At 60.2% G+C, this 24563-nt stretch carries 25 protein-coding genes; 9 read left to right on the top strand and 16 right to left on the bottom strand.

The features are described from left to right. The coding region (locus tag AC1DY9_RS19220; protein WP_477667353.1) for a HAMP domain-containing protein at nt 1-2118 on the bottom strand (2118 nt) is incomplete at its 3' end. A gap of 200 nt (nt 2119-2318) precedes the next feature. Here AC1DY9_RS19220 and AC1DY9_RS19215 point away from each other — a divergent pair. Both AC1DY9_RS19215 and AC1DY9_RS19210 read left to right on the top strand, forming a co-directional pair. Beyond that, complete coding sequence (locus AC1DY9_RS19215) at nt 2319-3137, top strand: hypothetical protein (RefSeq protein ID WP_457282793.1); 819 nt, start codon at nt 2319-2321, stop codon at nt 3135-3137. 111 nt (nt 3138-3248) lie between these two features. Then, a complete protein-coding gene (locus AC1DY9_RS19210) occupies nt 3249-4154 on the top strand; it encodes a hypothetical protein (protein ID WP_457282792.1) in 906 nt (301 codons plus the stop codon). Nucleotides 4155-4192: 38 nt separating this feature from the next. On the opposite strand, the gene AC1DY9_RS19205 is transcribed toward AC1DY9_RS19210, so the two are convergent. Genes AC1DY9_RS19205 through AC1DY9_RS19195 form a run of 3 tightly spaced genes read right to left on the bottom strand, consistent with a single transcriptional unit; the run spans nt 4193 to nt 5176 of the window. After that, a complete protein-coding gene (locus AC1DY9_RS19205; RefSeq protein ID WP_457282791.1) occupies nt 4193-4378 on the bottom strand; it encodes a hypothetical protein in 186 nt (61 codons plus the stop codon). A 22-nt stretch (nt 4379-4400) separates the two neighbouring features. Further along, complete coding sequence (locus tag AC1DY9_RS19200; protein ID WP_457282790.1) at nt 4401-4754, bottom strand: hypothetical protein; 354 nt, start codon at nt 4752-4754, stop codon at nt 4401-4403. A gap of 11 nt (nt 4755-4765) precedes the next feature. After that, a complete protein-coding gene (locus tag AC1DY9_RS19195) occupies nt 4766-5176 on the bottom strand; it encodes a response regulator transcription factor (RefSeq protein WP_457282789.1) in 411 nt (136 codons plus the stop codon). A gap of 344 nt (nt 5177-5520) precedes the next feature. On the opposite strand from AC1DY9_RS19195, the gene AC1DY9_RS19190 reads away from it, so the two are divergent. Then, on the top strand, nt 5521-5790 hold the full coding sequence (locus AC1DY9_RS19190; protein ID WP_477667352.1) for a hypothetical protein: 270 nt from the start codon (nt 5521-5523) through the stop codon (nt 5788-5790). 108 nt (nt 5791-5898) lie between these two features. Continuing rightward, complete coding sequence (gene katE, locus AC1DY9_RS19185; protein WP_477667351.1) at nt 5899-8073, top strand: catalase HPII; 2175 nt, start codon at nt 5899-5901, stop codon at nt 8071-8073. Between the two features lie 15 nt (nt 8074-8088). On the opposite strand, the gene AC1DY9_RS19180 is transcribed toward katE, so the two are convergent. From AC1DY9_RS19180 to AC1DY9_RS19170, 3 genes are all read right to left on the bottom strand, one after another. Next, nucleotides 8089-10659, bottom strand: coding sequence for a penicillin acylase family protein (locus AC1DY9_RS19180; RefSeq protein ID WP_477667355.1), 2571 nt, complete (start codon nt 10657-10659; stop codon nt 8089-8091). Between the two features lie 98 nt (nt 10660-10757). Then, nucleotides 10758-11690 (bottom strand): FHA domain-containing protein, encoded by a 933-nt coding sequence (locus AC1DY9_RS19175; protein WP_477649382.1) that lies wholly within the window; start codon nt 11688-11690, stop codon nt 10758-10760. Between the two features lie 142 nt (nt 11691-11832). Then, complete coding sequence (locus AC1DY9_RS19170; protein ID WP_477667350.1) at nt 11833-13272, bottom strand: aldehyde dehydrogenase family protein; 1440 nt, start codon at nt 13270-13272, stop codon at nt 11833-11835. Nucleotides 13273-13554: 282 nt separating this feature from the next. Between AC1DY9_RS19170 and AC1DY9_RS19165 the strand changes: the two genes are divergently transcribed. Next, a complete protein-coding gene (locus AC1DY9_RS19165) occupies nt 13555-13896 on the top strand; it encodes a hypothetical protein (protein ID WP_457282784.1) in 342 nt (113 codons plus the stop codon). Between the two features lie 158 nt (nt 13897-14054). Here the strand turns inward: AC1DY9_RS19165 and AC1DY9_RS19160 are convergent, their stop codons facing one another. Beyond that, nucleotides 14055-14999, bottom strand: a complete 945-nt coding sequence (locus AC1DY9_RS19160) for an LD-carboxypeptidase (protein WP_457282783.1) — start codon at nt 14997-14999, stop codon at nt 14055-14057. Between the two features lie 77 nt (nt 15000-15076). Between AC1DY9_RS19160 and AC1DY9_RS19155 the strand changes: the two genes are divergently transcribed. Further along, nucleotides 15077-15685, top strand: coding sequence for a trimeric intracellular cation channel family protein (locus AC1DY9_RS19155; RefSeq protein WP_457282782.1), 609 nt, complete (start codon nt 15077-15079; stop codon nt 15683-15685). Here AC1DY9_RS19155 and tadA read toward each other — a convergent pair. The 6 genes from tadA to guaB all read right to left on the bottom strand — a co-directional run bounded on the left by tadA (nt 15669) and on the right by guaB (nt 21893). Beyond that, nucleotides 15669-17072 (bottom strand): tRNA adenosine(34) deaminase TadA, encoded by a 1404-nt coding sequence (gene tadA, locus AC1DY9_RS19150; RefSeq protein WP_477667349.1) that lies wholly within the window; start codon nt 17070-17072, stop codon nt 15669-15671. The two genes, AC1DY9_RS19155 and tadA, sit on opposite strands and share 17 nt — an antisense overlap. Before the next feature lie 64 nt (nt 17073-17136). Beyond that, nucleotides 17137-17364, bottom strand: a complete 228-nt coding sequence (locus AC1DY9_RS19145; protein WP_477667348.1) for a hypothetical protein — start codon at nt 17362-17364, stop codon at nt 17137-17139. 1 nt (nt 17365) lies between these two features. Beyond that, nucleotides 17366-18004: an FMN-binding negative transcriptional regulator gene (locus AC1DY9_RS19140; protein ID WP_477667347.1), complete on the bottom strand. Its 639-nt coding sequence runs from the start codon at nt 18002-18004 to the stop codon at nt 17366-17368. Between the two features lie 80 nt (nt 18005-18084). Continuing rightward, on the bottom strand, nt 18085-18669 hold the full coding sequence (locus tag AC1DY9_RS19135) for a 2'-5' RNA ligase family protein (protein WP_477667346.1): 585 nt from the start codon (nt 18667-18669) through the stop codon (nt 18085-18087). Between the two features lie 13 nt (nt 18670-18682). Further along, nucleotides 18683-20302, bottom strand: a complete 1620-nt coding sequence (gene guaA, locus AC1DY9_RS19130) for a glutamine-hydrolyzing GMP synthase (protein WP_457282777.1) — start codon at nt 20300-20302, stop codon at nt 18683-18685. A gap of 121 nt (nt 20303-20423) precedes the next feature. After that, nucleotides 20424-21893 (bottom strand): IMP dehydrogenase, encoded by a 1470-nt coding sequence (gene guaB / locus AC1DY9_RS19125; protein ID WP_477667345.1) that lies wholly within the window; start codon nt 21891-21893, stop codon nt 20424-20426. Nucleotides 21894-22059: 166 nt separating this feature from the next. Here guaB and AC1DY9_RS19120 point away from each other — a divergent pair, with 166 nt between their 5' ends. After that, complete coding sequence (locus AC1DY9_RS19120; protein ID WP_457282775.1) at nt 22060-22599, top strand: DUF4124 domain-containing protein; 540 nt, start codon at nt 22060-22062, stop codon at nt 22597-22599. Between the two features lie 45 nt (nt 22600-22644). On the opposite strand, the gene AC1DY9_RS19115 is transcribed toward AC1DY9_RS19120, so the two are convergent. Together AC1DY9_RS19115 and AC1DY9_RS19110 are read right to left on the bottom strand one after the other, a co-directional pair. After that, the gene (locus AC1DY9_RS19115; RefSeq protein WP_477667344.1) at nt 22645-23004 is read right to left on the bottom strand and encodes an RnfH family protein; all 360 of its coding nucleotides are present in this window, start codon (nt 23002-23004) and stop codon (nt 22645-22647) included. After that, entirely contained in the window at nt 22991-23437 is a 447-nt protein-coding gene (locus AC1DY9_RS19110; RefSeq protein WP_457282773.1) for a type II toxin-antitoxin system RatA family toxin, read from the bottom strand. The genes AC1DY9_RS19115 and AC1DY9_RS19110 overlap by 14 nt, the downstream gene beginning before the upstream one ends. Nucleotides 23438-23516: 79 nt before the next feature. On the opposite strand from AC1DY9_RS19110, the gene smpB reads away from it, so the two are divergent. Further along, the gene (gene smpB / locus AC1DY9_RS19105; protein WP_457282772.1) at nt 23517-24050 is read left to right on the top strand and encodes an SsrA-binding protein SmpB; all 534 of its coding nucleotides are present in this window, start codon (nt 23517-23519) and stop codon (nt 24048-24050) included. A 131-nt stretch (nt 24051-24181) separates the two neighbouring features. Next, complete coding sequence (locus tag AC1DY9_RS19100) at nt 24182-24556, top strand: COG4315 family predicted lipoprotein (protein WP_457282771.1); 375 nt, start codon at nt 24182-24184, stop codon at nt 24554-24556. The last annotated feature ends 7 nt before the right edge of the window (nt 24557-24563 follow it).

Here is a 24563-nt window from a genome sequence, read left to right as displayed (position 1 = left end):
CACCATGGTGTTGATGGTGTTCTTGAGCTCCAGAATCTCGCCCTTCACGTCCACCGTGATCTTCTTGGAAAGGTCACCGGCCGCCACGGCGGTCGTCACCTCGGCAATGTTCCGCACCTGTGCCGTCAGGTTGGAGCCCATGGAGTTGACCGAATCGGTCAAATCCTTCCAGGTRCCGGCCACKCCCTGCACGTCGGCCTGCCCGCCCAGYTTGCCYTCRGTRCCCACYTCKCGYGCCACMCGCGTCACCTCCGAGGCAAACGATCGCAACTGATCCACCATGGTGTTGATGGTGTTCTTGAGCTCCAGAATCTCGCCCTTCACGTCCACCGTGATCTTTTTGGAGAGGTCGCCCGCCGCCACAGCCTTGGTCACCTCGGCGATGTTGCGCACCTGGCCGGTCAGGTTGGAGCCCATGGAGTTGACCGAGTCGGTCAAATCTTTCCACGTGCCGGCTACACCTTGCACATCGGCCTGGCCGCCCAGTTTGCCTTCGGTGCCCACTTCTCGTGCCACCCGCGTCACTTCAGACGCAAAAGACGAGAGCTGGTCCACCATGGTGTTGATGGTGTTCTTGAGCTCCAGAATCTCGCCCTTCACGTCCACCGTGATCTTCTTCGAAAGATCACCGGCCGCCACAGCCGTCGTCACCTCGGCAATGTTGCGCACCTGGCCGGTCAGGTTGGAGCCCATGGAGTTGACCGAGTCGGTCAAATCTTTCCACGTGCCGGCTACACCTTGCACGTCGGCCTGCCCGCCCAGCTTGCCCTCAGTACCCACCTCGCGCGCCACACGTGTCACTTCAGACGCAAAAGACGAGAGCTGGTCCACCATGGTGTTGATGGTGTTCTTCAGCTCCAGAATTTCGCCCTTCACGTCCACCGTGATCTTCTTGGAGAGGTCACCGGCGGCCACGGCCTTGGTCACGTCGGCAATGTTTCGCACCTGTGATGTCAGGTTACCGGCCATGAAGTTCACGTTGTCGGTCAGATCCTTCCAGGTACCGGCCACTCCCTGCACGTCGGCCTGCCCGCCCAGCTTGCCCTCAGTACCCACCTCGCGCGCCACCCGTGTCACTTCAGAGGCAAATGACCGAAGCTGATCCACCATGGTGTTGATGGTGTTCTTGAGCTCCAGAATCTCGCCCTTCACGTCCACCGTGATCTTCTTGGARAGGTCACCGGCCGCCACGGCGGTCGTCACCTCGGCAATGTTCCGCACCTGTGCCGTCAGGTTGGAGCCCATGGAGTTGACCGAATCGGTCAAATCCTTCCAGGTGCCGGCCACGCCCTGCACGTCGGCCTGCCCGCCCAGCTTTCCTTCGGTACCCACCTCGCGCGCCACACGCGTCACCTCGGCCGAGAAGGTTCCGAGCTGCTCCACCATCTTGTTGATGATCATGGCCGTACGCAGGAACTCACCTTCCAGCGCCTTGCCTTCTGCTTCGAGGGCCATGCTCTTGGACAGATCGCCCTGGGCGACGGCACCAATCACACGCGCCACCTCGCTGGTCGGATGAACCAGATCCGCTATCAGGGAATTGATGGATTCGGCAGAGTCGCGCCAAAAGCCGGAGGCATCGGGCACAAATGCGCGCTCTTTCAGGCGGCCCTCCTTTCCGACCACCCGGCTCAATCGCTCCAGCTCCCGCGCCATCCGGACATTCTCGGAAACCACATCGTTAAATGCATCTGCAACCTTGCCCGGTACACCCGTCCAGTCCTGCGGCAACGACGCATGCACATCGCCCTTCTTAAGGTCGGTCAACGCTGCGAGAATAATTTTTGTCTGATCCGCTGCCGTATCGGCGTCATCAAGCACGGTATTAATCGCGACAGCATTTTCCAGCCAGAAGCCGGATAATTTTTCTTCCGGCAGACGGCGACTCACTCGCGCTGTAGAGCGGGATTTGGCAGCAAGTCCCTTGCAGCGGCTGGTGGTCGCCGCCGTCATAGCCGACAGCTGATTGAATTCAGCGGCGATCTTTCCGTAGACGCCTTCCCACTCCGTCGGCAGTGTGACTGCGAGTTCGCCCCGCCGTAGTGCGCTGAGGGATTTGAGAATGAACTTGAGTTCGGTGTCGCGCTCCACCACGGCCAGCTTGGCTAGTGCCTCCATATCATTCATCCTGTATTGAAGGTAACGTTTTGTAGAAACGGCTGACGAGATTACTCGCGAACATTCAGAATGACAACACAAAGCCCTCACTATTTACCGAAGGGCGCGGCAATCTGCAGCATGCCTGTCACAACCTTTCATCTGTAGGTTTTGGCTTACATACCCCTCCGTTCTAACGCTGTATATTTTGAAGTTACGCCTTGAAAATATCGCAGCAAGATGTATTCAAAAAGCGGCGCGGCCCTGCAGCCAACCCTGCAGTTTTCTGGAGCATTTTCGACGGCACGATCACCATGAATGTTCAATTCCACAGCACATCAATCCAGGAAACGGCATTGGAAAGATGCGTGACGGAGGCGGCGCAATACGCACTCCTGCGGCGGCTCGCTCCCGTGATCCGTCACAATATGGCGGGTACGCTGCAACCGATTGCCATGGTTGCGGCCATGCTGGAAAGGCGACTCCAAAAAACAGACACAGATCCGGAAACGCTGCTGCGAAATGCACGCGACATCGTGGCGCTGTCCAAAGAGGCAGCTGCATCCTGTGTTGATTTGATGGGCTGGCTTGCCCCCCGGGAAAACAAGTCAGTCAAAGCCGGAAAAGGCATTGCGGAGTGTCTGGGCATGGTGGCAACCCAGCTCTCGTTCAAGGGCATTTCCATTGTCGACAACACCAGCCAGGTCGATGTCGAGCTGTCCCAGTCGGCGCTGCGCAATGTGTTAACTGCCGCGATCATTACCCTGACCGACACGGCCACCGGACCCAGGGCACTGCTCATGGAAACTGAATTCACCGATGGTTTCTTTTCCGTTCAGGCTTCATTGAATGAGCCGAATGCGTCCGCGCCTGCGCGGGTGCCTGAGAAGTCGTCGTATCGGCAACTTGAATGGCATGACCTGGAAGCATTGGCGCTGCGGGAAGCCGTGCGTCTGACTCGTACGGAAAATCGGATTGCGCTGCTATTTGAAACATCCCCAACAACGCCGGACAGGCTGGCCGAAGTGGCACAAGCCTGACCAAATCCTTTTGGGCTCCCGCTTCCTCCCTTCCTCCTTCTTTTCGGCGATAAATGTAGGACGATGGAGCATATGACCCAATTGCCTGTTTTCCACTGGCACACTGAGACCATGAGCAGCTTTCAAACCCTCGTGGTCGCCTGTTGCCTGGCATTCGGCACATCCCTGCTGCCGGTTGCCGCGCAAGCGCAGCAAGCTCCAGTTGTTTCGGCGGAACCCCACGCCGCTGCCCTGCTCGAAAAGCACATGGCGTTGGCAGGACAGCTGGCGCAGAACGCCTACCACAGGCCGCTTTTTCTGGAGTCTTCAGAAGGCACCAACACGGTCAGTGGAAGTGCATATGCTGTACTGAATTCCCCTTTCAATACGGTTAGCGCCACGTTCAAAAGTCCCAATCGCTGGTGCGAAATGCTGATGCTCCACATCAACACCAAATACTGCCACGCCAGTTCGGACAGCAGCCCCAGCACTCTGAAAATGAACATCGGCAAAAAAACCGCGCAGCAGCTGGAGGACGCATTCGCGTTGCAATTCAACTATCGGCTGACCGCCAGTTCTTCCGACTATCTGGGTGCCCAACTCAACGCCGACAAAGGTCCGCTGGGAACCAGCAACTACCGAATCGAATTGCAGGCAGTTGCACTACCTGGTGGAAAAACCTTCATCCATTTGGGTTATTCCTATGGCTACGGCATCACCAGCCGCCTGGCCATGCAGGGCTACCTTGCCACCGTGGGCAATGGAAAAGTGGGATTCACCCAAATACGGCAAGACCAGAACATGACACATGTAGGCGGAATGCGCGGCGCGGTAGAGCGCAACACCATGCGTTACTACCTGGCGATCGAAGCCTACCTCGCCGCTGTGGACAAACCAGCCGCGCAGCAACTTGAAGCGCGCATGCTGCATTGGTTTGATGCCACGGAACAGTACGCACGGCAGCTTCATGAGGTAGACAAGAACACTTATCTCACCATGAAAAGGGCTGAGTACCAGCGGCAGCAGGCCGCCCTGTAAGCTATTGCGCTGAGTGCCCGCGCGAGCTGGAGCTGTGTTTAAACCGCCTGCGGTGGCACGTTTGTCGCCGGCTCGCGGATCGGTAGCGTCGGCTCCAGCGGTGGATCATTGACCTCAGGGGGCGTGCCTGGCGCAGGAGGAATAATCACCGGCGGCACCTCGGTGGGAACATGGATGCCAGGGGTGCCGGGACTGGGTTCCGGAACGGGAACATGAAGTCGCATAGGATGCTCCGGGGCCAGGGAGTTATCTGATCCAGCGTGGCAAGTGCGAACCGGCGCGGCGACGCAACTGTGATCGCAGCATGATCATGGCCAAGGCGCCGGCGGCGGCGGCCATCAATGCCGAACGGCACGGGTATTCCGCGACCTGGGTTCGAAAAGAACCCATAAGAGGGGCCCGCTTGTCGCCGGCCCGGACTGCCGGCGGCCGGGTCACCTGGGCGTCGGACGGAAAACCGCCTGTTCCATGGACTTGCTCCGCCAATACTGCCTCTTCGGCGGACGGAAAAATATCTTCCGACAACTTGCGTTGACCTGCACCGGAACGGTAAACAGGGTCCTCTGTGGACTGGCCGGTTAACACTGCAGATTCGTTCATGCCGTCCTCCTTCAGGCTCGCTGGAGCGCGGATTCGTCATTCGCAACCTGGTCCAGTTTTTGGCTTTGAGTCACGCAGTAAGCAAGCAGGCAGTCAATTTCAGTCGATTTGTCAAATACCGCATCGACACCCAACTCCGCACAGCGCCTGCGCATTTCGGGTGTTGCGTAGTTACTGAATACCACTATTTTTTGAAGCGGCCTGCGGGCGCGGCAAGCCTGCAACACCCCGAGACCGCTACCTTTCTTGAGAAAGAGGTCGACGATGGCCAGATCCCATTGCGCGTCGTTGCGCGTCAACCACTCTGCCCCCTGCTCTTCAGAATCAGACGTGCCAACCGCTTCCACCGGAGCGAGTTCTTCCAGCGTACTGATCAGGTTTTCGCGGATGGTCGGGTTGTCCTCTACGACATAGGTTTTCATTTTTGGCAACGTCATCGGCGTATCCCCGTCTGTAACTGGGCATGGATGTCTTTCATGGCTGCAAATTTAAGCGAAGCGTCTTCCGGTTTCTGCCGGAGGGACGAGCATGCCCGTGTAGGAGAAAAGGCCAGCGCGCCGCCAAAGGCGCCTGAAACCTGACGTCCACATGAACACTTTGCACACGCTAAAACGGTAAGCCATGTCTTACGCAAGGAGAAGAAAGGCCTTACAGGGTGCACCGGCATCCGGCTACCGGATATGGATCTGCCGGCCCGTATGGTCTATGCACCAGACAACGACACCGGGACACAACCGGTGGAGCGCAAACCACACGGGGAATCACCATGAAACTGATGGGCGGACTTTTGGCAGGCATGGCAGCAGGATTGCTCACCGCCTGGCGAATTCATGCAAGCCCCCGGGGTATCGACCTCGTCCATGCATTTCTCACCGCGCTTGTCTGCGCAGCAAGCCTGTTTTTGTGTTCAATGCTGTTGCCCGATGGCCTTGCCGACGCACTTCAGGAACTCATGGGCTGGTGCCTGGCCGGCACCGTTGCCGCACTGGCACTGCTGGCCTGCGTGAAGGGGCTGGAAGGTTTACTCGATACGTGACGGCCATATTTGCGCCGGCCAAACCGCCGGCCCGCCTGCGACAGAAAGCTCCAGGTGCACTCTCATTTCACCGCCCCCGACGCCCTCTTTTAAGAAGAAAGATTTTTCATGCCGCCATCCAAGCGCAACGCTATCAACCCTGGCCGAAATGCGGAAGGTGCAAAAGACAAAAAGTCGCAGCTTGAGGGGTTCTCCACCGGCCCGGCCGCGGCCCTGACCACCAACCAGGGCCTGCAGATTCCGGACAACCATAACTCGCTGAAGGCGGGCGTGCGCGGCCCTACCCTGCTGGAGGATTTCATCCTTCGCGAAAAGATCACCCATTTCGACCACGAACGCATTCCGGAACGCGCCGTCCATGCACGAGGCTCCGCTGCACATGGGTACTTCAAACCCTACAAGTCGATGGTGCAATACACCAGCGCTGCCTTTCTCCAGGACCCGGACGTGGAAACGCCGGTATTTGTGCGGTTTTCTACCGTGGCCGGCTCCAGGGGCTCGGCGGATACTGTGCGTGACGTGCGCGGGTTTGCCGTGAAGTTTTACACCTCCGAGGGAAATTACGATCTTGTCGGCAACAACATTCCCGTTTTCTTTATCCAGGATGCCATCAAGTTTCCGGACCTGATCCATGCGGTCAAGCCGGAGCCGCACCATGAAATGCCCCAGGCGGCCAGTGCCCACGACACGTTCTGGGATTTTGCTTCGCTGATGCCTGAAACTACACACATGCTGATGTGGGCCATGTCAGACCGCGCCATACCGCGCAGCCTCCGCATGATGGAGGGCTTCGGTGTCCATGCATTCCGTTTTATCAATGCCCGCGGCGATTCGCACTTTGTGAAGTTTCACTGGAAACCCAAGCTCGGCGTTCACGGACTGGCATGGGATGAAGCCCAGAAGATTGCCGGCAAAGACGCTGACTTTCACCGGCGCGACCTGTGGGAGGCTATCGAAAGCGGCAATTTTCCCGAATGGGAACTGGGCGTTCAAATCGTGGACGAAGGCAAGGAGGACGAGCTGGGGTTCGACATCCTGGACCCGACCAAACTGATTCCGGAAGAACAGGTGCCCGTGCAGATCATCGGGAAGATGGTGTTGAACCGTAATCCCGACAATTTCTTTGCTGAAACCGAGCAGGTGGCATTCCACCCCGGCCACCTGGTGCCGGGCATCGATTTTTCCAATGACCCTCTGCTGCAGGGCCGCCTTTTTTCCTATACGGACACGCAGCTGTCACGCCTGGGCGGCGCCAATTTCCACGAGATTCCGATCAACCGCGCCGTCTGCCCGATGCACAACTTCCAGCGGGACGGCATGCACCGCCAGGCGATCAGCAAAGGACGGGTAGCGTATGAGCCCAATACGCTGGGCAATGGGACAGAGTTCAGGATCGATGGCGGAGCGCATGGCTTCCAGTCATACCCAGAACAGGTAGAGCCACCCAAAATAAGGCGCCGCAGCCCTTCATTCGACGACCATTTCTCCCAGGCGGCACTGTTCTGGAACAGCCAGAGCGCGGTGGAAAAAGACCATATCGTTGCGGCATTCCGGTTTGAGCTCTCCAAGGTGGAGGTCCCTGAAATACGCCAGCGCATGGTGGACAACCTGGCCCATGTGGACCTGAAACTGGCAACCCGTGTGGCAACCCCGCTGGGCATCAATCCGCCGGATCCCAAGGCTGCATCCGGCCGGCTGGGTTTCCGGGACTACCGCATCACCAGCAAGATCGAGGAAGACCCGGCATTGCGCATGGTGGGCCGCACCGGCGCCAGCGTCAAGACACGCAAAGTGGCCATCCTGGTAGCGGACGGCGTCGAAGCAGCAGCCCTCAAGCGCATCCAGCAAGACCTCCTGGACGCCGGTGCGCTGTGCAAACTCGTCGCGCCGCACCTGGGCACGGTCAGCACCTCGTCCGGCCGGCAGCTTGCGGTGGACCATACTTTCACGAATATGCCCTCCGTGATGTTCGACGCGGTGCTAATCCCCGGGGGAGGCGACAGCATAGGCACCCTGGCCGCCATGGGCGAAGCTGTGCATTTCGTGCTGGAGGCCTACAAGCATTGCAAAACGATTTGCGCCATCAACGACGGCGCCCAGCTGTTAAGCACCCTGGGTTTCAGTCTGGGCAAAGACCCGGAGCTGATTCACGTGCCGACGCCGGGAGTCCTGATAGCCGATGCACGCAAAGTGACTGAGGGGCAGGTTTCCCAAGACTTCATGACAGCCATCGCCCAGCATCGCCACTGGGACCGGCTGAATGTCGACGCCATCCCGGCGTGAGACTTCGAAGCCCGTTCAGGGACTCAGCGTGAGCCGGTGCACGTAGGTTGACGGGTTCATCTGCAACGGCCGGTATTGCACTGCGGCCCAGCGGTCCTTCATGTCGCGATAGCGCCCGGAAAACACCAGGCCGCTTTGCCCCGTCTGGTAAATGAAGCGTGAGTTCTCCAGGTCTGCGAGGTCATACACGGCCCGCAAAGAAGCGGCCTGCCGGTTGGCGAAAGGCGTCGCGTCCCCGGTCGCCCAGTACTGCCCCACGTTGACGGTAAAGGTATCGCCACCGGTGGGAACGCGGACATCAAAGAACTTAGCGAGCCAGGGCACGTTGCCAAATGGCTTGTGGGCAGACAGCGCGAAGTGCGCCCTGCCCCAGCTCCAGGCCTCTACGTCGTTCCCATAGGCTGCCTGGAGGCGATCCAGCGCCCGGTTCAGCGCAGCAGCAGACTGCGCCGCACAACCAGCGGTGCCGCACCATCCGGTGTCGTTACTCTCGAGAATGTCTTCCAGCGTGCTCCTGAAATGGCGCTTGCCGTAAAGGGCCTTGAACGTGGGCTCACCCAGTTTTGCACCGATGGTGCCCCGTGTCAGCTCGTCTACCCAGGCGGCAAACACCAGAGGTTCCGCCTGGTCGGCGCGCATGGTCCCGTCAAATCCCGCCATCTTGCGGCGTACTGCTTCTGCCAACGGATGGGCGGAAGACTGCGACAGCGTTTCCTGCAGGAAAGGCAAGAGCCGCACCGTGGCCGCCGAGTACTGGTCACCCTGTATTTTTTGCATGGACTCCATGGTGTGCCTGGGTGTGGCAGCCAGCAACTGTTCAATGCGGTTGTAGCGGTAAGGCACGGTCCAGTCCTGCCCGATGAAGAAGGGATAAGCAGGTGGCGTAATGCGCTGGTTCGCCGTAGACCACCAGCCCTTGGCCTCAATCGCCGGATTGGCGGCCTCGGGCGTCTGCGCATAAGGCACCCAGCCTGCCCAGTCGTAGCGCGCCTCCCACCCGGGGGACGGCGCGGTCCCGAGGATGTCGTTATCGGGTTTTCGCAGCGGTACCTTGCCGACCGCCTTGAAACCGGTTTGGCCGAAGACATCCGCGGTCACGACGTTTTGCATGGGCGAGTGATAGGCCGAAAATGCCGCAAGCAACTCCTGGGCAGACTGTGCCCGGTTAGCGCGCAGGCCTGCCAGCACGGTCTGGTTGTCGGCATCCAGGGCACTCCAGCGCAACGCGATCACATATTTGCGGATATCAAGCAGGTCGGCGTGCGACTTCTGGACATCGCTGAGAACGGGGCCGTGGCGGCTTTCTCGCACATTGAGCACCACATCGGGTTGACCCTTCACCTTGATCGTCTCGCTACGAACCTTGAAGTCCTCCCAGGCCGTGTCGGCGTTTGCGCCGCCAGCATGGGGTACGCGGTACTGCTGCGCATTGGCAGGATTAATCTGCTCCAGGTACAAATCCTGCACATCCGGGGCGGTGTTGGTGAAGCCCCAGGCCACCTTCCCGGTATGCCCCATCACCACAAAGGGCAAGCCGGGCAATGTCGCGCCGATCACGTCCAGCGCCGGCGCGCTACCGCCGTTCGCTGTCTTGCCTTCGGATGCCTGCAGCCGCGCGAAATACCAGACAGCCGGCGCAGACAGCCCCAGATGCGGGTCGTTGGCGAGCAGCGGCTTGCCGCTGTCGGTGTGGGAGCCCGCCACCACCCAGTTATTGGAGCCTTTGCCCCCTACGTTACCGAGTGCCAAGGCCCAATCGTTGATGTTCGAAGCCAGGGCTGCGACGTCCAGTGGTCGATTTTCAGCCTCAAATAGCCTCCTAGACCTTGACTGACGGGCGCTGGAAGCTATCTTTTTAGTAGCATCCGGGAGGTCGGACCGGTAAACGCCCAAGCCCGCATACAGCTTGGAAAAGTCCACTTTCGAGGCAGGCTGTTCGCCTGGGTAAGGCGGAAACAACTGCTGGAGTTCTGCGGGCTTCAGCAGCCGGGCCGCCGACAGGCGCGCGAACTCGGTGCCCCAGTTGCCGCCGAGGTCCAGCGCCATCATCAGCGACCATGCGACGCTGTCAGTGGGAGACCAGGCTTTGCCGGAAAGGCCTCCAGGTTTGACGCCCACGATATGGAACTCGGGAGACAGCGCCTGCGAAGAGCCTTGATAAAAAGCATTGATGCCGTCGCTGTAGGCCTGCATCGCATCGCGCCCCTCGGCCGGAAGGTTCTGCCATTGGCGCTCGGCGGCCTGCACAACACCCAGGGTGCGCAGCAACTTGTCGGTGTCAAGTGTGGCCGGGCCAAACACCTCGGACAGCTCACCGTGCATAACCCGCCGGTTGAACTCCAGCTGCCAGCCACGCTCCTGTGCATGGACATAACCAAGGGCAAACCAGGCGTCGTGGGGCGACTGGGCCTTGATGTGGGTGACATCCGCGGTGTCACGGGCAACCGATACGGGGCCACGCAAGCCCGCGGTCTGGAGTTCACCGTCGAGTGTCGGGAAGGTCCGGTAAATATAGAAACCCGCCACGGTGGTTGCGATCAGCAGCAACACCAGCAGCGCAGCAGAAATGCGTTTGAACCAGACCATCATGTTCCATCGGGTGATACGGATAGCGCAGCCAGGTGCCCATGGCGATGAGCAGTTGGCATGCCAGGCAGAATCTGGTCGGCCCTGCCGGAAAGACGCTATTTTGTTTGAAGATGGACTTTGCCGTCAGCAAACTTGAAACTGACGGTAGGCACCGTGAAGTCTTCAAAGGGAGCGCCCAGAGCAATCTCACCCTCTTGCAGCAACACACATTCCTGTCGGCGCAATGCCACGACAGCTGCGCTGTCGGAAAATCGCACCCAGGTGCCGTAACTGCTGACATCTTCAAGGTAAAACTTGCCGGCACGCCATTCAATCCTGGCGTGCCTGCGGGACACGCGGGGGTCTTGAACCACAAATTGCGCGTCCTGGTCTCGGCCGAGGAAAATCGGTAGATCACCCGACGCGAACTCGGTATTGATGTCCAGCCAGCATAACTCGATTGATGCCAGAGCCAGGGGCTGCGGGGCCGAGTGCGCCGTCAGGCTGGAAGGTACGGTAAATGATTCGGTCATGACCTCTGCCTGCCATTCGATGCGGTGGACCAGGCAGGCTTCGGTGCGGCCACGAATATCCATGGCGCCAAGATTTCGGGAGCGTACGAGTGTGTCGGCCGGCAGCTTTTCGATGACGGCTTCGGTCGCGAGTATCTGGTCCGGGCCGGACAGGTCACTCAACCGGGAGGCCACATTGACGGCGTCGCCGAAGCAGTCGCCATCCTGCTCGACAATTTCTCCGCGCGCAACACCCAGCTGCAACCGCATCTTGAGGTGCTCGGGCCAGTTCCGGATACGGTCGCGGTGAACCCGCTGCAGCTCGGTTACGGCGTCAACGGCGTCCGCGTTGTCTGGAAACACCACCAGCACACCGTCGCCCAGGTATTTCACAACGTGGCCGCGATAGGCCACACTGACCTTGCCTATCCACTGCGTCAAACGTGTGATGGCCTGAGTTGCCTTGGCATTGCCCAGCGATTCAAAAACCCCGGTGCTTCCGGTGAGATCGGCAAAAACGACGGTGACTTCTGCCATAGGGTCTATGTAACTGCTTGTAGCTATCTTGTGTAATTAAAACATAAGCATGATTACGACAAGAAGAAATTGCGTGCCAAGACCCGCAAATGTAACTAAATGTTTTAATCTTCCATCCATGAGCAGCGTTGAGCCAGGCGGCTCAAGCCACGGCGGCTTTTAGTTGGATAGCCTTGAATTCCAGAAATTCTTCAAAACCATAAACGCCGTTTTCGCGGCCATTACCCGATTGTTTGTAGCCACCAAACGGCGCCTGACCGTTGAAAGGTCCGCCATTGATATCCACCTGCCCGGTGCGCAAGCGGCGCGCCACTTTCATGGCCCGTTCGTCTGTGCCGCCCCATACCGCCCCACCAAGACCGTAAATGGTGCTATTGGCGATTGCCACGGCCTCGTCCTCATCCTTGTATGAAATAACGACCAGGACCGGGCCGAAGATTTCTTCCTGTGCCAGTGTGTCTGTCGCCTTGATACCCAGGATGGTGGGTTGGACAAAATAGCCCTGCGCAAAATCAGGCGCCTCAGCACCGCCGGCAATCACATCCGCACCTTCTTCAATGCCGGTTCGGATAAAACCGAGGACGCGGTCACGCTGGGCTGCACTGACCAGCGGTCCGAGTTTGCTGGTTTCCACCAGGCTGGGGCCGATACTGAATTTCGCGACAGCTGCCTGTGCGAGCGCCTTGGCTTCCTCGTAGCGCCCGGCCGGCACCAGCATGCGGGTGTGGGCCGAACAGGTCTGGCCGCTGTTGAGCATGCAGGCCGATACAGTGCCTTTGACCGCAGCTTCGAAATTTGCATCTTCCAGGATGACACTGGCCGACTTCCCGCCGAGCTCGAGCGCTACCCGCTTGACCGACTGGCTGGCCAGTTCGCTCACACGTTTGCCTGCCCGGGTAGAGCCGGTAAAGCTCAGCATGTCGACTTCGGGATGCGTTGCCAGCACCTCGCCCACCACGGGGCCTACACCGTTGACCAGGTTGAACACACCGGGCGGCAGGCCGGCCTCATGAATGATTTCAGCCAGGATCATGGCGTTGACCGGGGCGATTTCGCTGGGCTTGAGCACCACGGTGCAACCTGCCGCCATGGCGGGGGCGATCTTGAGTGTGATCTGGCTGAGCGGGAAATTCCAGGGCGTGATGCACCCCACGACACCGATCGGCTCGCGTACCACGAGCGAGTTGCCGACCTGCTTTTCCCATTCGAACTGGCGGGCCACCTTGGCAAAGTTTCCCCAGTGCCATGCGGGCCCTCCTACCTGGACGGCCCGGGCCATCTTCAGGGGCATGCCCACCTCGCGCGCAATGGCCACGGCCAGGTCTTCGATGCGGGCCTTGATGCCGGCGGCCACCTTATCCAGGTAAGCAGCGCGCGTCTCGACGGGCAACGTAGACCATCCGTCAAACGCAGCCCGGGCCGCCAATACCGCAGCTTCTGCTTCCCCGACCGTACCGGACGGCACGGTTGCCATCACCTCTTCGGTACTGGAATCATGGACAGGAAGGGTCTCCGAAGACTGGGCTTTGACCCATTGTCCGTTGATGTAATGCGCGGGATAGGCGGTCATTGTGGTGTTCATGTTGGGTCTGGCTGGGGCTGAAAAGTTGAGCGAATGGTGGAAGGGTGACTTTTGTCTACAGCTGAAACTTAATGTAAGTCTAAAGATTTAAACGCTGTTCAATACCAGAATCGACTTGACATCTAGTTACTAACTCCTTGATTCATTTGTTGTTTTGCGTTAACCATTTCACACAAAACGTCTTGCAAATGAACCGCCGCAGTCTTAATCTAACAGAACAAACCGTTCCTCGGGAACGTGAACAAATACCCTACGGATGCCCGGTAGAAAGTTGTGAGACACATGCGCTGGTTAAAACCGAATCTGAAAAGCAGTTTCATGGCTTTGCTGGGCACTGGTGAAGTCACTGCTTCCGTTCTGGAAGACCGCACCGAAGAAATCCGCCAATTCATCCTGGATGAGCTTGGCGAGTTTGGTGAAAAGCACTACCCCAAGATCACGCGCCGCGTGCGCTACGCCCAAGACGTTCAAGGCCTGTGGTACACACGCGGCGACATCATGGCGGTGCTTGCTGCCATGCATGGCGAAACAGTTGCCCGCGAAAAAGTCAGCCGTATCAGCGACAAATTCAAGGGCATGCTGCCGCGCGGCCTCAGTTCCCGGTCCAGCCCCCTGACAACCTGACCTTCCAGCTTTCAGTTTTTTCGCTTTTTCCGCCTGTTTTTTCCGTTTTCTTCCTGGCCTCCAAGGCTATTTTTAAACCAGCTTCGTGCTGGTTTTTTTTTGCCCTGAACATCGCCGCCGGCAGTCAAGCTCAGCCAGGGCCAGCGTTTTAACGCCGGTTAGTGCTGGTGGCCCCAGAGCAGGAAGGCATCCCGGTCTTCTACCACCAAGGTGGTTTTGCAGCCCACCGGCAGCAGCACCTTGGTCGGCACGTGGCCGAACGGCAGGCCGGTCAACACGTGTGCCTTCACCTGCCCTTGAAGCCAGGCGATGGCGGTATCCAGCTTGAAGCCCTTGTCATTCGGCGCCAGCTTGTAGTTGGTGAACTGGCCAAAAACAATCGCCTTCTGCTGCGCCAGAATGCCGGCTTGCAACAGCTGCGTGAGCATGCGCTCCACCCGATAAGGGTGTTCGCCGACATCCTCAACAAACAGGATGCCGCCTTTGACGGCCGGCAGATAAGGCGTTCCCACCAGCGCAGACAGGATGGCGAGGTTACCACCCCAGAATACCGCGTCTTTAATGGTGAATCCGGCTCCAGCCTTTGCACCACGAGCGGAAGAAGCTATTAAATTCATAGCAGACTTGGGCAACTGCCAGCCGGTGCCTTCGCCCTGCCCCGTGATCAGGTCGTCAAAGCAGGCTTCCATGATGTCGTCAGGTGCTTCCGCGCCAAAATCATCTAACGAAGGACCTGCCCAGGTCATCGCGCCGGTTTTGGCCAGCAAGGCCATCTGAAAGGCTGTGAAGTCGCTCAGGCCCACAAAACGCGTGCCTCCGGCAGCAGCTTTGGCGACCGCCTTGTAGTTGATCTTCGGCAGGATGCGGGTGAGGCCGTAGCCGCCGCGGGAGATCAGGGCGATGTCGGCCCCACTGGCTGCCGCACGGTGAATAGAGGCAAGCCGGGTTTCGTCGTCGCCGGCAAAACGCTGATGCTGCGCCAGTGCATCGGTATCGATTTCAACTTCATGCCCCTGGGACTCGAGGCGCTTCACGCCACGCTTGAAAGCTGCTTTGTCGCGCACCGCGCTGGAAGGGGAATAGATGTAGATATGTTTTTTCACGGATGCAAGTATCCCATCCCGCGAAGACCTTCGCCCCTTCCCTGCCGCGGATAGCAGCAGGTATAAACGGGTCAACCATGTTCCTTTACCTGCTTGACCTCTTCGGCGTTGCCGTGTTTTCAGTGAGTGGCGCACTGGCGGCAGGACGCCTGCAGCTTGATTTGCTGGGCGTGCTGGTCCTGGCCTCGCTGACGGCCATCGGCGGAGGCACCCTGCGGGACTTGCTGATGAACCGGCACCCGGTGTTCTGGATGGCCGACCCCACCTACCTGCTGGTGATCTGCGCGGCGGCACTGGGCACAGTGCTTTATGTGCAGCTCCTGCCGATTCCTGCGCAGGCCCTGCTGGTGGCCGATGCCTTCGGCCTGGCCCTGTTTGCCCTTTCAGGTGCGCAGCTGGCCGAGGCAGCGCGGCTGTCGCCCATCATCGTGGTGTTGATGGGCACCATGACCGGTGTGGCCGGCGGCGTGATGCGCGACATCTGCAGCAACCAGATCCCCCTGCTGCTGCGCCAGGACATTTATGCCAGCGCGGCGATTGCCGGAATTGTGCTGTACCTGGCTCTGAAGACGCTGGGCCTGAAACCCTCCTGGGCGTTCAGTATCGGGCTGGTGGCCGTGGCAGCGCTGCGGCTGAGCGCTATCTTCCTGGGCTGGCACTTGCCGGTCTTCAAGCTGGCGGGCTGAAAAAACGCGCGGCTTGCTGCGCAATCGGCTCACCGTGCTCTTGCACAAAGTGGCCGGCCCGCGGCAGCATCACGGGCTCGCCGCAACCGCGGATCAGGGCTTGCAGTTCTTTCATAACGGGCGGGCCCAGCACCGGGTCTTGCGCACCCACCACCATCCATGTCCGGCCGGTCCAGTCGTTGTGCCAGAAGGCGCGCGCCTGGCGTGAAATGGCCGCGCCGTCAGCATCAGGAGCATCCGGCACCATGGGCGGGAACGCGCGCAGCGCGGCGCGATGCCCTTTGTCCGGGAACGGCGCGTTGTAGGCGGCGCACTCTGCGGGGCTCATCTGCAGGTTGCCGCGCGCAAAAAGGCGCGCCACATCAAACTCGGGATTTTTGGCGCACATCTCGCGCCAGGCCACAAAGCCTGCAGGCAAGGGGGCATCCCCAGTGCCCAGCAGAGTGTTCATGACCAGCAGGCCCTTGTAGCGATGCCGCGCGGCCATCGGCAGTGTCAGGCCCAGCAGGCCACCCCAGTCCTGCACCACCAGCACGACGTTTTGCAGGTCCAGCTTTTCCACCAGCTCGAGCAATATTTGCCGGTGGGCGCTGAAGCTATGAAAGCTGTCCTTCTTGGGCTTGTCACTTTTGCCAAACCCGACCATGTCCGGGGCAACAACGCGGTGCCCGGCTTGCAGCAGCGGCGGGATCATCTTGCGATAAAGATAGCTCCAGGCCGGGTTGCCGTGCAGGCACAGAAAGGTCAGGCCGCCTCCTTCGCCCTTGTTCCCACTGCCGCCTTCGTCGAGGTAATGCATGCGCAGCCCCTGCAGCGCCGGCAGGTCGCTCACATAACGGGGCTGCCAGGGGTAGCCCGGCAGGGCCTCAAACGCGACGTCGGGCGTGCGCAATGCATCGTCGCGCAGCGGATGGGCCAGCCGCGATGCCTCGCGCTGCTCATCCCTGCGCCGGCGAAAAAACTCCTGCAGCAGTGCGCTGCATTCCGCAGCCAGCACCCCGCCCTGCAGGTGGGTCTGGTGGTTCAGCCGGGACTCGGAAAACAGGTCGATGACCGAGCCGGCGGCGCCGGTCTTGGGATCGGTCGCGCCGAACACCACGCGTTTGAGCCGGGCATGCAGCATGGCGCCGCTGCACATGGCGCAGGGCTCCAGCGTGACGAACAGCTCGCAATCGTCCAGCCGGTAGTTGCCCAGCGCCTGTGCCGCCGCGCGCAACGCCACGATCTCGGCGTGGGCCGTCGGGTCGTGCCCGTCTACCGGGGCGTTACGGCCCGTGGCGATGACCTCGCCACGCCGCACCACCACTGCGCCCACAGGCACTTCACCCGACGCGGCTGCCTGGCGGGCCTGCGCAAGCGCCTGCTGCATGAAGGTGATGTCATTCATTTGCTATTATTTTAATAGCTGCTTGCGCTCGTCTTGAAAGGGCTACAGCCTTTTTCTTCTTGAATTATTTTTCGTCCTGCGACGGCCGGGGCTGCTGCATCAGGCTTTCCACGGACTGTTTGACCTGCTGCTGCACTTGCCGGCTTTGTTCTTGCGGCGTGGCGCCGCCAGAGACTGCAGGCACGCCGGCCGCCGGTGGGCCGGCCAGTTGGCTGCCCAGCTGCTTCTTGACCAGGAACCCCACGATGGCCAACACGACCAACAAGCTCACGATGCTGAACATGGCGCGCATTTCAGGCCTCCGTTGACGTGTTGCTTGTGCCGGCCATGCCCAGGCGGGCCATCCAGTTGGCCAGGCCGCGCTCGTTTTCATTGCCGGCCGCGTAAATGGCCTTCATCGCTGCGTGGGACTCGGGCCTGTGCTGGTTGATCTTGACCTTGCATTGCAGATCGGTCACCTGCAATTCAAAGGCCACAATGCCGGCCAGCATTTTGTGGGCAAACTCTTCGCCCAGGCCACGCCATTGCTCGGCGTAAGGTGGCTCATGGTCGCCAATCAGCTTTTTAAGCAGGCGGTCTTTTGCCAGGGGATCTTCGATCAGCGTGGCCTGCACGGTGCAATGCACGGCCAGGTAGTTCCAGGTCGGCACCCGCGCCAGATCCGGGTAGACCTTGGGCGACAGGTAGGCATGAGGCCCGAGAAAGGTGGCCACGGCCTGCGGTCGTGCCTGCAGGTAGCGCCAGTGCGCATTGGGCTTGGCCACATGACCCAGCAGCACCAGCTGATCGCCGCGATCTTCCAGATGCAAGGGCAAATGCGTGACATACGGAAGACCAGCGTCATCGACACTGATCAAGCTGGCAAAGGGGTGTTCCTGGATCAGCGCCGCAGCCTTTGCGCGGTCGCCTTTGAATTGGGGCGGCATGTACATGGGCTGAAGCATAGGCCAAAAAACGGATTTGGCGGCGGCTTGATCAGCCGGAAATTTCCCCGGAATCTGTTACCGCGGGCTCAGGGGCGCAATGGCCAGCGGGCCAGTGGAACGTGCAGCGTCTGGCCGATCAGGCTGCGCACAAGGATAAACTCGCCGGCCGTCCAGATGATGGGCTCGACCACTTGTTCGGCCACCGCGCGGTCGTCATAGAGCAAAGTGACATGGGGCGTGTAGGCCGGTTTCGCCCAGCGCCCCAGCCCGGCCTTGGTCATCTCAATGCCCAGCGCCCGCTGGAACGCCATCAGGTCGGCAAGGCCAGCGTCACCGCGCAGGACAAAAGGCCGGTTGCGCGGAGAACTGGAGAAACTTGCGGCCCGGTCAAAGGTGACAGAGAACGGCTGCGATTTGACCGCAGCGGCAGCTTGGCCCGCCATATCGACAACGCCTTGGGGCAGGCCCGCGTAATCGCCCAGATGGTGGAGCGTGATGTGAAAGCGCCCGGTTTTCAGCGGTGCACCATGCAGGCCGTGTTCTGTCTGCAATTGCCGGGCACACTGCGCAATACGCTCGGCGGTCTCAGCATCAGGAAAGAGCGCGAAAAACAGCCGGTCCGTCGGCGCCGGCGTGTCATCAAAGCCGGGTAATGCGGATTGCCCGGACATGGGTCTCAGCTCCTCATTCCCACTCAATCGTAGCCGGCGGCTTGCTGCTCACGTCGTAGGTCACGCGGTTGATGCCGCGCACTTCATTAATGATGCGGCCCGAGACCTTTTTGAGCAGCGCGTAAGGCAGCTCGGCCCAGTCGGCCGTCATGAAGTCGCTGGTTTGCACCGCGCGCAGGGCCACCACGTAGTCGTAAGTCCGGCCGTCGCCCATCACGCCCACGCTTTTCACCGGCAAAAACACAGTGAAAGCCTGGCTGGTGAGGTCGTACCAGGTTTTACCCGTCGCGGCATCCTTGAAGTTGCGCAGCTCTTCGATGAAGATCGCATCGGCACGGCGCAAGAGGTCTGCATACTCCTTCTTGACTTCGCCCAGGATGCGCACGCCCAGGCCGGGGCCGGGAAATGGATGGCGGTACACCATGTCGTGCGGCAACCCGAGAGCGACGCCCAGTTCGCGGACTTCATCCTTGAACAACTCGCGCAAAGGCTCGAGAAGCTTGAGACCCAATTGCTCAGGCAGACCGCCGACGTTGTGATGGCTCTTGATGGTGACGGCTTTTTTGCTTTTGGCGCCGCCGGATTCGATCACGTCGGGGTAAATCGTGCCCTGGGCCAGCCATTTGGCGCCCTTGTGGCCGCCGGTGCCGGCCTTGAGCCGGGCCGCTTCGGCCTTGAACACCTCAACGAACTCGCGGCCGATAATCTTGCGCTTGGCTTCGGGTTCGCTGACGCCTGCCAGGTGGCCGAGGAACTGGTCGCTTGCATCGACACGGATCACGTTGGCGTGCAGCTTGCCGACAAACATCTCCATGACCATGTCGCCCTCGTTCAGGCGAAGCAGGCCGTGATCGACGAACACGCAGGTCAGTTGGTCGCCGATAGCGCGGTGGATCAGCGCCGCAGCCACTGAGGAGTCAACACCACCGGAAAGGCCCAGGATGACTTCCTCGTCACCCACTTGCGCGCGGATTTTCTCGACCGCCTCGCTGATGTAATCGCCCATGACCCAGTCCTGGCGGGTGCCGCAAATGCCCAGCACGAAGCGTTTGAGGATGGCGTTGCCCTGCTTGGTGTGCGTGACTTCGGGGTGAAATTGCACCGCGTAAAAACGGCGGTCTTCATCGGCCATGCCGGCGATGGGGCAGGAATCGGTCGAGGCCATGAGCTTGAAGCCCGGCGGCATTTCGGTGACCTTGTCGCCGTGGCTCATCCAGACGTCGAGCATGCCCTGGCCTTCGGGCGTGGTGTAGTCGGCGATATCCTTGAGCAGGGCGGTGTGGCCGCGGGCCCGCACGTCGGCGGAGCCAAACTCGCGTTTGTGGCCGCCTTCGACCTTGCCGCCCAGCTGGTGCGCCATGGCCTGCATGCCGTAGCAGATGCCCAGCACCGGCAAGCCCAATTCAAACACCGCTTGCGGCGCCTTGTCGGTGGTTTCTTCGTAGATGCTGGCGTGGCTGCCGGACAGGATGATGCCCTTGAGCGTGCCGTCTTTGGCGTATTCGCGGACCCAGTCGTCGCTGACGTCACAGGGATGAACTTCGCAAAATACATGGGCGTCGCGCACGCGGCGGGCGATCAGCTGGGTGACCTGGGAGCCGAAATCAAGAATGAGTATTTTCTGGTGCTGCATTGAATTAATCAGTCGCTGCCAACGGCCTTAAAAGAAGAATCAATTTTCCGACGGGCCGCCCCTAGGAAAATTAGCCCCCTTGGGGGGCAGCGCAGTACACGAAGTGACAAGCGTGGGGGCCCTAATCAGCCCGGTAGTTCGGCGCTTCCTTGGTAATCTGCACGTCGTGGACATGGCTTTCGCGGATGCCGGCGGAGGTGATCTCCACGAACTCGGCCTTGTCTCGCATGTCCTCGATGGTGGGGCAACCGCAGTAGCCCATGCTGGCCCGCAGACCGCCGGCCATCTGGAACACGATGGCGACCATGGAGCCCTTGTAGGGCACGCGGCCTTCAATGCCTTCGGGGACCAGCTTGTCGGCGTTCGGGTTGCCGGTGCTGGACTCCTGGAAATAACGGTCTGCGCTGCCTTGCTGCATGGCGCCAATGCTGCCCATGCCGCGGTAGCTCTTGTAGCTGCGGCCCTGGAACAGGATCACTTCACCCGGCGCTTCTTCGGTGCCGGCGAACATGCCACCCATCATCACCGTGTTGGCGCCCGCCGCGATGGCCTTGGCGATATCGCCGCTGTAGCGGATGCCGCCGTCTCCGATCAACGGAACGCCGGTGCCGCGCAAAGCCGTGGCGACGTTGTCGATGGCCATGATCTGCGGCACGCCCACACCCGCAACGATGCGGGTGGTGCAGATGCTGCCGGGGCCGATGCCGACCTTGACGCCGTCGGCGCCGGCTTCCACCAGTGCCAGCGCCGCAGCGCCGGTGGCGATGTTGCCGCCAATCACATCAACTTTGGGGTAGTTCTGCTTGACCCAGCGGACCCGGTCGAGCACGCCTTTGCTGTGGCCGTGGGCGGTGTCCACCACAATGGCGTCGACGCCGGCTTTGACCAGCGCCTCGACGCGTTCTTCGGTACCCTCACCCACCCCGACAGCGGCACCCACGCGCAGCTTGCCGTGCAAGTCACGCGCGGCATTCGGAAAGGTGGTCTGTTTGGTGATGTCCTTGACGGTGATCAGGCCCTTGAGCTCGAAATCGTCGTTGATCAGCAGCACACGCTCGAGGCGGTGTTTGTTCAACAAGGCCTTGGCGTCGGCCAATGAAGCGGTTTCAGAAATGGTGATCAGGCGCTCGCGCGGTGTCATGATGGTGCTGACCGGCACATCCATGCGGGATTCGAAGCGCATGTCGCGCCCCGTGACGATGCCGACGACCTTGCCCCCATCAATCACGGGAAAGCCGGAAATGCCGAGTTGCTCGCTGAGTGCCATGACCTGGCGCACAGTATGCGTGGGGGTGATGACCACCGGATCGCGCAGCACACCGCTCTCGTAGCGCTTGACCTTTGCAACCTCGGCGGCCTGCTGCTGGGGCGTCAGGTTTTTGTGAACAATGCCTATGCCGCCTTCCTGCGCAATGGCAATGGCAAGCCGGGCTTCGGTGACCGTATCCATCGCTGCCGACACAAGCGGCAGATTCAGGCGGATATTTCGGGAGAACTGGGTGGAAAGTGAAGTGTCCTTGGGCAGGACCTGGGAGAACGCTGGCACCAACAATACGTCGTCGAAGGTGAGCGCTTTGCCGAGTAGGCGCATAGGGATGGCTCCAAAAACACGATTGTACCCTTGTCGTCACACGCCGTCGGTACTTACCCCTAGCATCCCTTCACGGCCTTCGCCCCTGTGTGCCAAGTGGTTGTAAAAAAGCCGCTTTACCCTTCAGCCGCAAGAAAACCGGACGGCACGGCGCTACACTGGTGAAATGCACTTCAAATCCGTTTTTCGCCCCCTCCTGCTGGCGCTCGCCTGCGGGTCATTTTCGCTGACAGCGTTCGCCCAATGGCAGTGGATCGACAAAGATGGCCGCAAGGTCTACAGCGACCGTTCGCCGCCCGCCGAAATCCTGGAAAAAAACATCCTGAAGCGACCGGGTGGCATGGCGCGAACGGCAGCGGCCCCTGATCCCGCCCCAAGTGCAGCCGATCCGGCTGCCCCGGCAGCGTCTGCGCCCGCCGGTAAAGCCAGTGCGCCCAAGCTGTTGTCCGGCAAGGACAAGGACCTTGAGGCCAAGAAGAAGCAGGCTGAGACAGAAGAAGCCGCCAAGAAGAAGGCCGAGGAAGAGAAAATAGCCAAAGCCAAGGCCGAAAATTGTGACAATGCAAAGCGCAACATGGCGACATTGCAATCGGGCGTACGCATCACTGCCGTCAATGGCAAAGGTGAACGGGAAGCTATGGACGATACGAAGCGCGCAGCCGAAGTCAAGCGCGTCCAGGAAGCCATTGATAGCAGCTGCAAATAACAAGCAGCTTCTGCGATGTTCGCCAAACATCGCTGGCGGCCACGGCTAATATCCGGCTTTCGCCCACGCTCTTTTTTTAGCGAACAGCCCGGCGCTTTTGGCGCCCTGCCGGCTGAAACGTTCGCGGCGCGCAACCTTCGGATCCACCCGAAGACCGCGGTAGACCTCAATCCTGTCATGGTCATGCAGCGCATGCCCCAGGGTGGTTTTACGTCCCCAGATACCGACGACCGGGTGGCCGCCCTGCCGCAACTCCGGGAATTCATCAAAAAGCCCGGCCGCAGCAAGCGCCTGCGCCACCGTTGTGCCCGCCGCCAGCTCCAGCACCCACTCGCGAACCTGCCGCGGCGCCGCTGAATAGACCAAGGTGACTTTGAGCGGCGCGCCGCCCTCAGGCTTCGCCATAAACGTCTTCAGCCCTTTTGACAAAGGCATCCACCAGGCTTCCCGCTATTTTTTCGAAGACGGGACCGACCAGCGCCGCCAGCGCGGCATTGTCAAAGTCATAACGCAGCGTGAAATCCACCTTGCAGGCTCTTTCATCGGCCTTGCCGACAGGCGTGAAATCCCAGTGGCCGTCGAGCTTTGAAAACGGGCCGTCGACCAGTTTCAGGCTGACCTTCCGGTTTTTTTCGTGTGTGTTGCGGGTGGTGAAGCTTTGCGTCAGCCCGGCCAGCGAGATGCCGACCTTCGCTGTCATGCCGCGCGCGTCTTCCTCCAGCACAGCGGCCTGGTCACACCATGGGAGAAACTCGGGATACCTGGCGACATCAGTGACCAGCCCAAACATTTCGGCGGCGCTGTACCAGATTAAAACGGACTTGTGAACGGTTTTCATACAATCGAGGGCTGGGCGCAATTGTATTAGCCACTTCGCGGGCACTGTACTTTTCAGATTTCGCCCTTACCTTTTATCCATGGCCACCAAAGAAGCATCCTCCTCCAAAAAAACGGCCGCAACGCCCTCTGCCAATCTCTCACCCAAGGCAGCGGCGGCCGCCGTGCGCATTGCCGACAATAAAAAGGCGCTTTTCAATTACCAGATTGAAGAGCGCTTTGAGGCGGGCATGGTGCTTGAAGGCTGGGAAGTGAAGTCCCTGCGCGAAGGCAAGGTCCAGCTTACCGACGGCTATGTCGTTATTCGCAACGGCGAACTCTTCATCATCGGCTGCCAGATCAACCCGCTGGGCACGGCGTCCACTCATGTGCGTCCCGACTCGGTGCGCACCAAGAAGCTGTTGATGCACAAGGAAGAGATCCGCCGCCTGATCGGAAAGGTCGAGCAAAAAGGTTTCACGCTGGTGCCGCTGAACATGCACTGGAAAGCCGGCAAGGTGAAATGCGAGATCGGCCTGGCCAAGGGCAAGGGTGAGCACGACAAGCGCGACACCATCAAGGACCGTGAAGGCAAGCGCGAGGTCGAGCGCGCGATGAAGTCCCGCAACCGCTAGGGCTTGCTCCAAAACGCGGCGTCCGCCGCTTGCCCTTCTCCGGGAATCGTGGAAGTATGTTTCGAGTAAGCCCGGGTCTGCCGGTGTTTATGCTTGTGCAGCCATCCGCTGTTATTCACCGGAGCTTTTCCATGAAATTCCTGACGACCGCCTTGTTGACCGCCGCCCTGCTGGGCGGCTGCGCCTCCACGACATCAAAACATCCCGCCACCGTCGCCGATGGCGTGCTGGTCGGGCCCAACGGCATGACGCTTTACACCTTCGACCGCGACACCGCCGGTAGCGGCAAGTCGGTCTGTAATAGCCAATGCGCGGCCAACTGGCCGCCCCTGGTGCCCACTGCGACAGCCCAGCCGCTGGGCGACTACACCATCATCACCCGTGATGATGGCAGCCGGCAGTGGGCGATAAAGGGCAAGCCGCTGTACTACTGGGTCAAGGACGCCAAGCCCGGGGACAAGACCGGCGACAACGTCATGAATGCCTGGCGCGTCGCCCGTCCCTGAGCAAACG

Source organism: Polaromonas sp. P1_F6, assembly GCF_056405695.1.
Note: the sequence above shows the minus strand (reverse complement) of the source record. Positions and strands in the feature narration are given on the sequence as shown.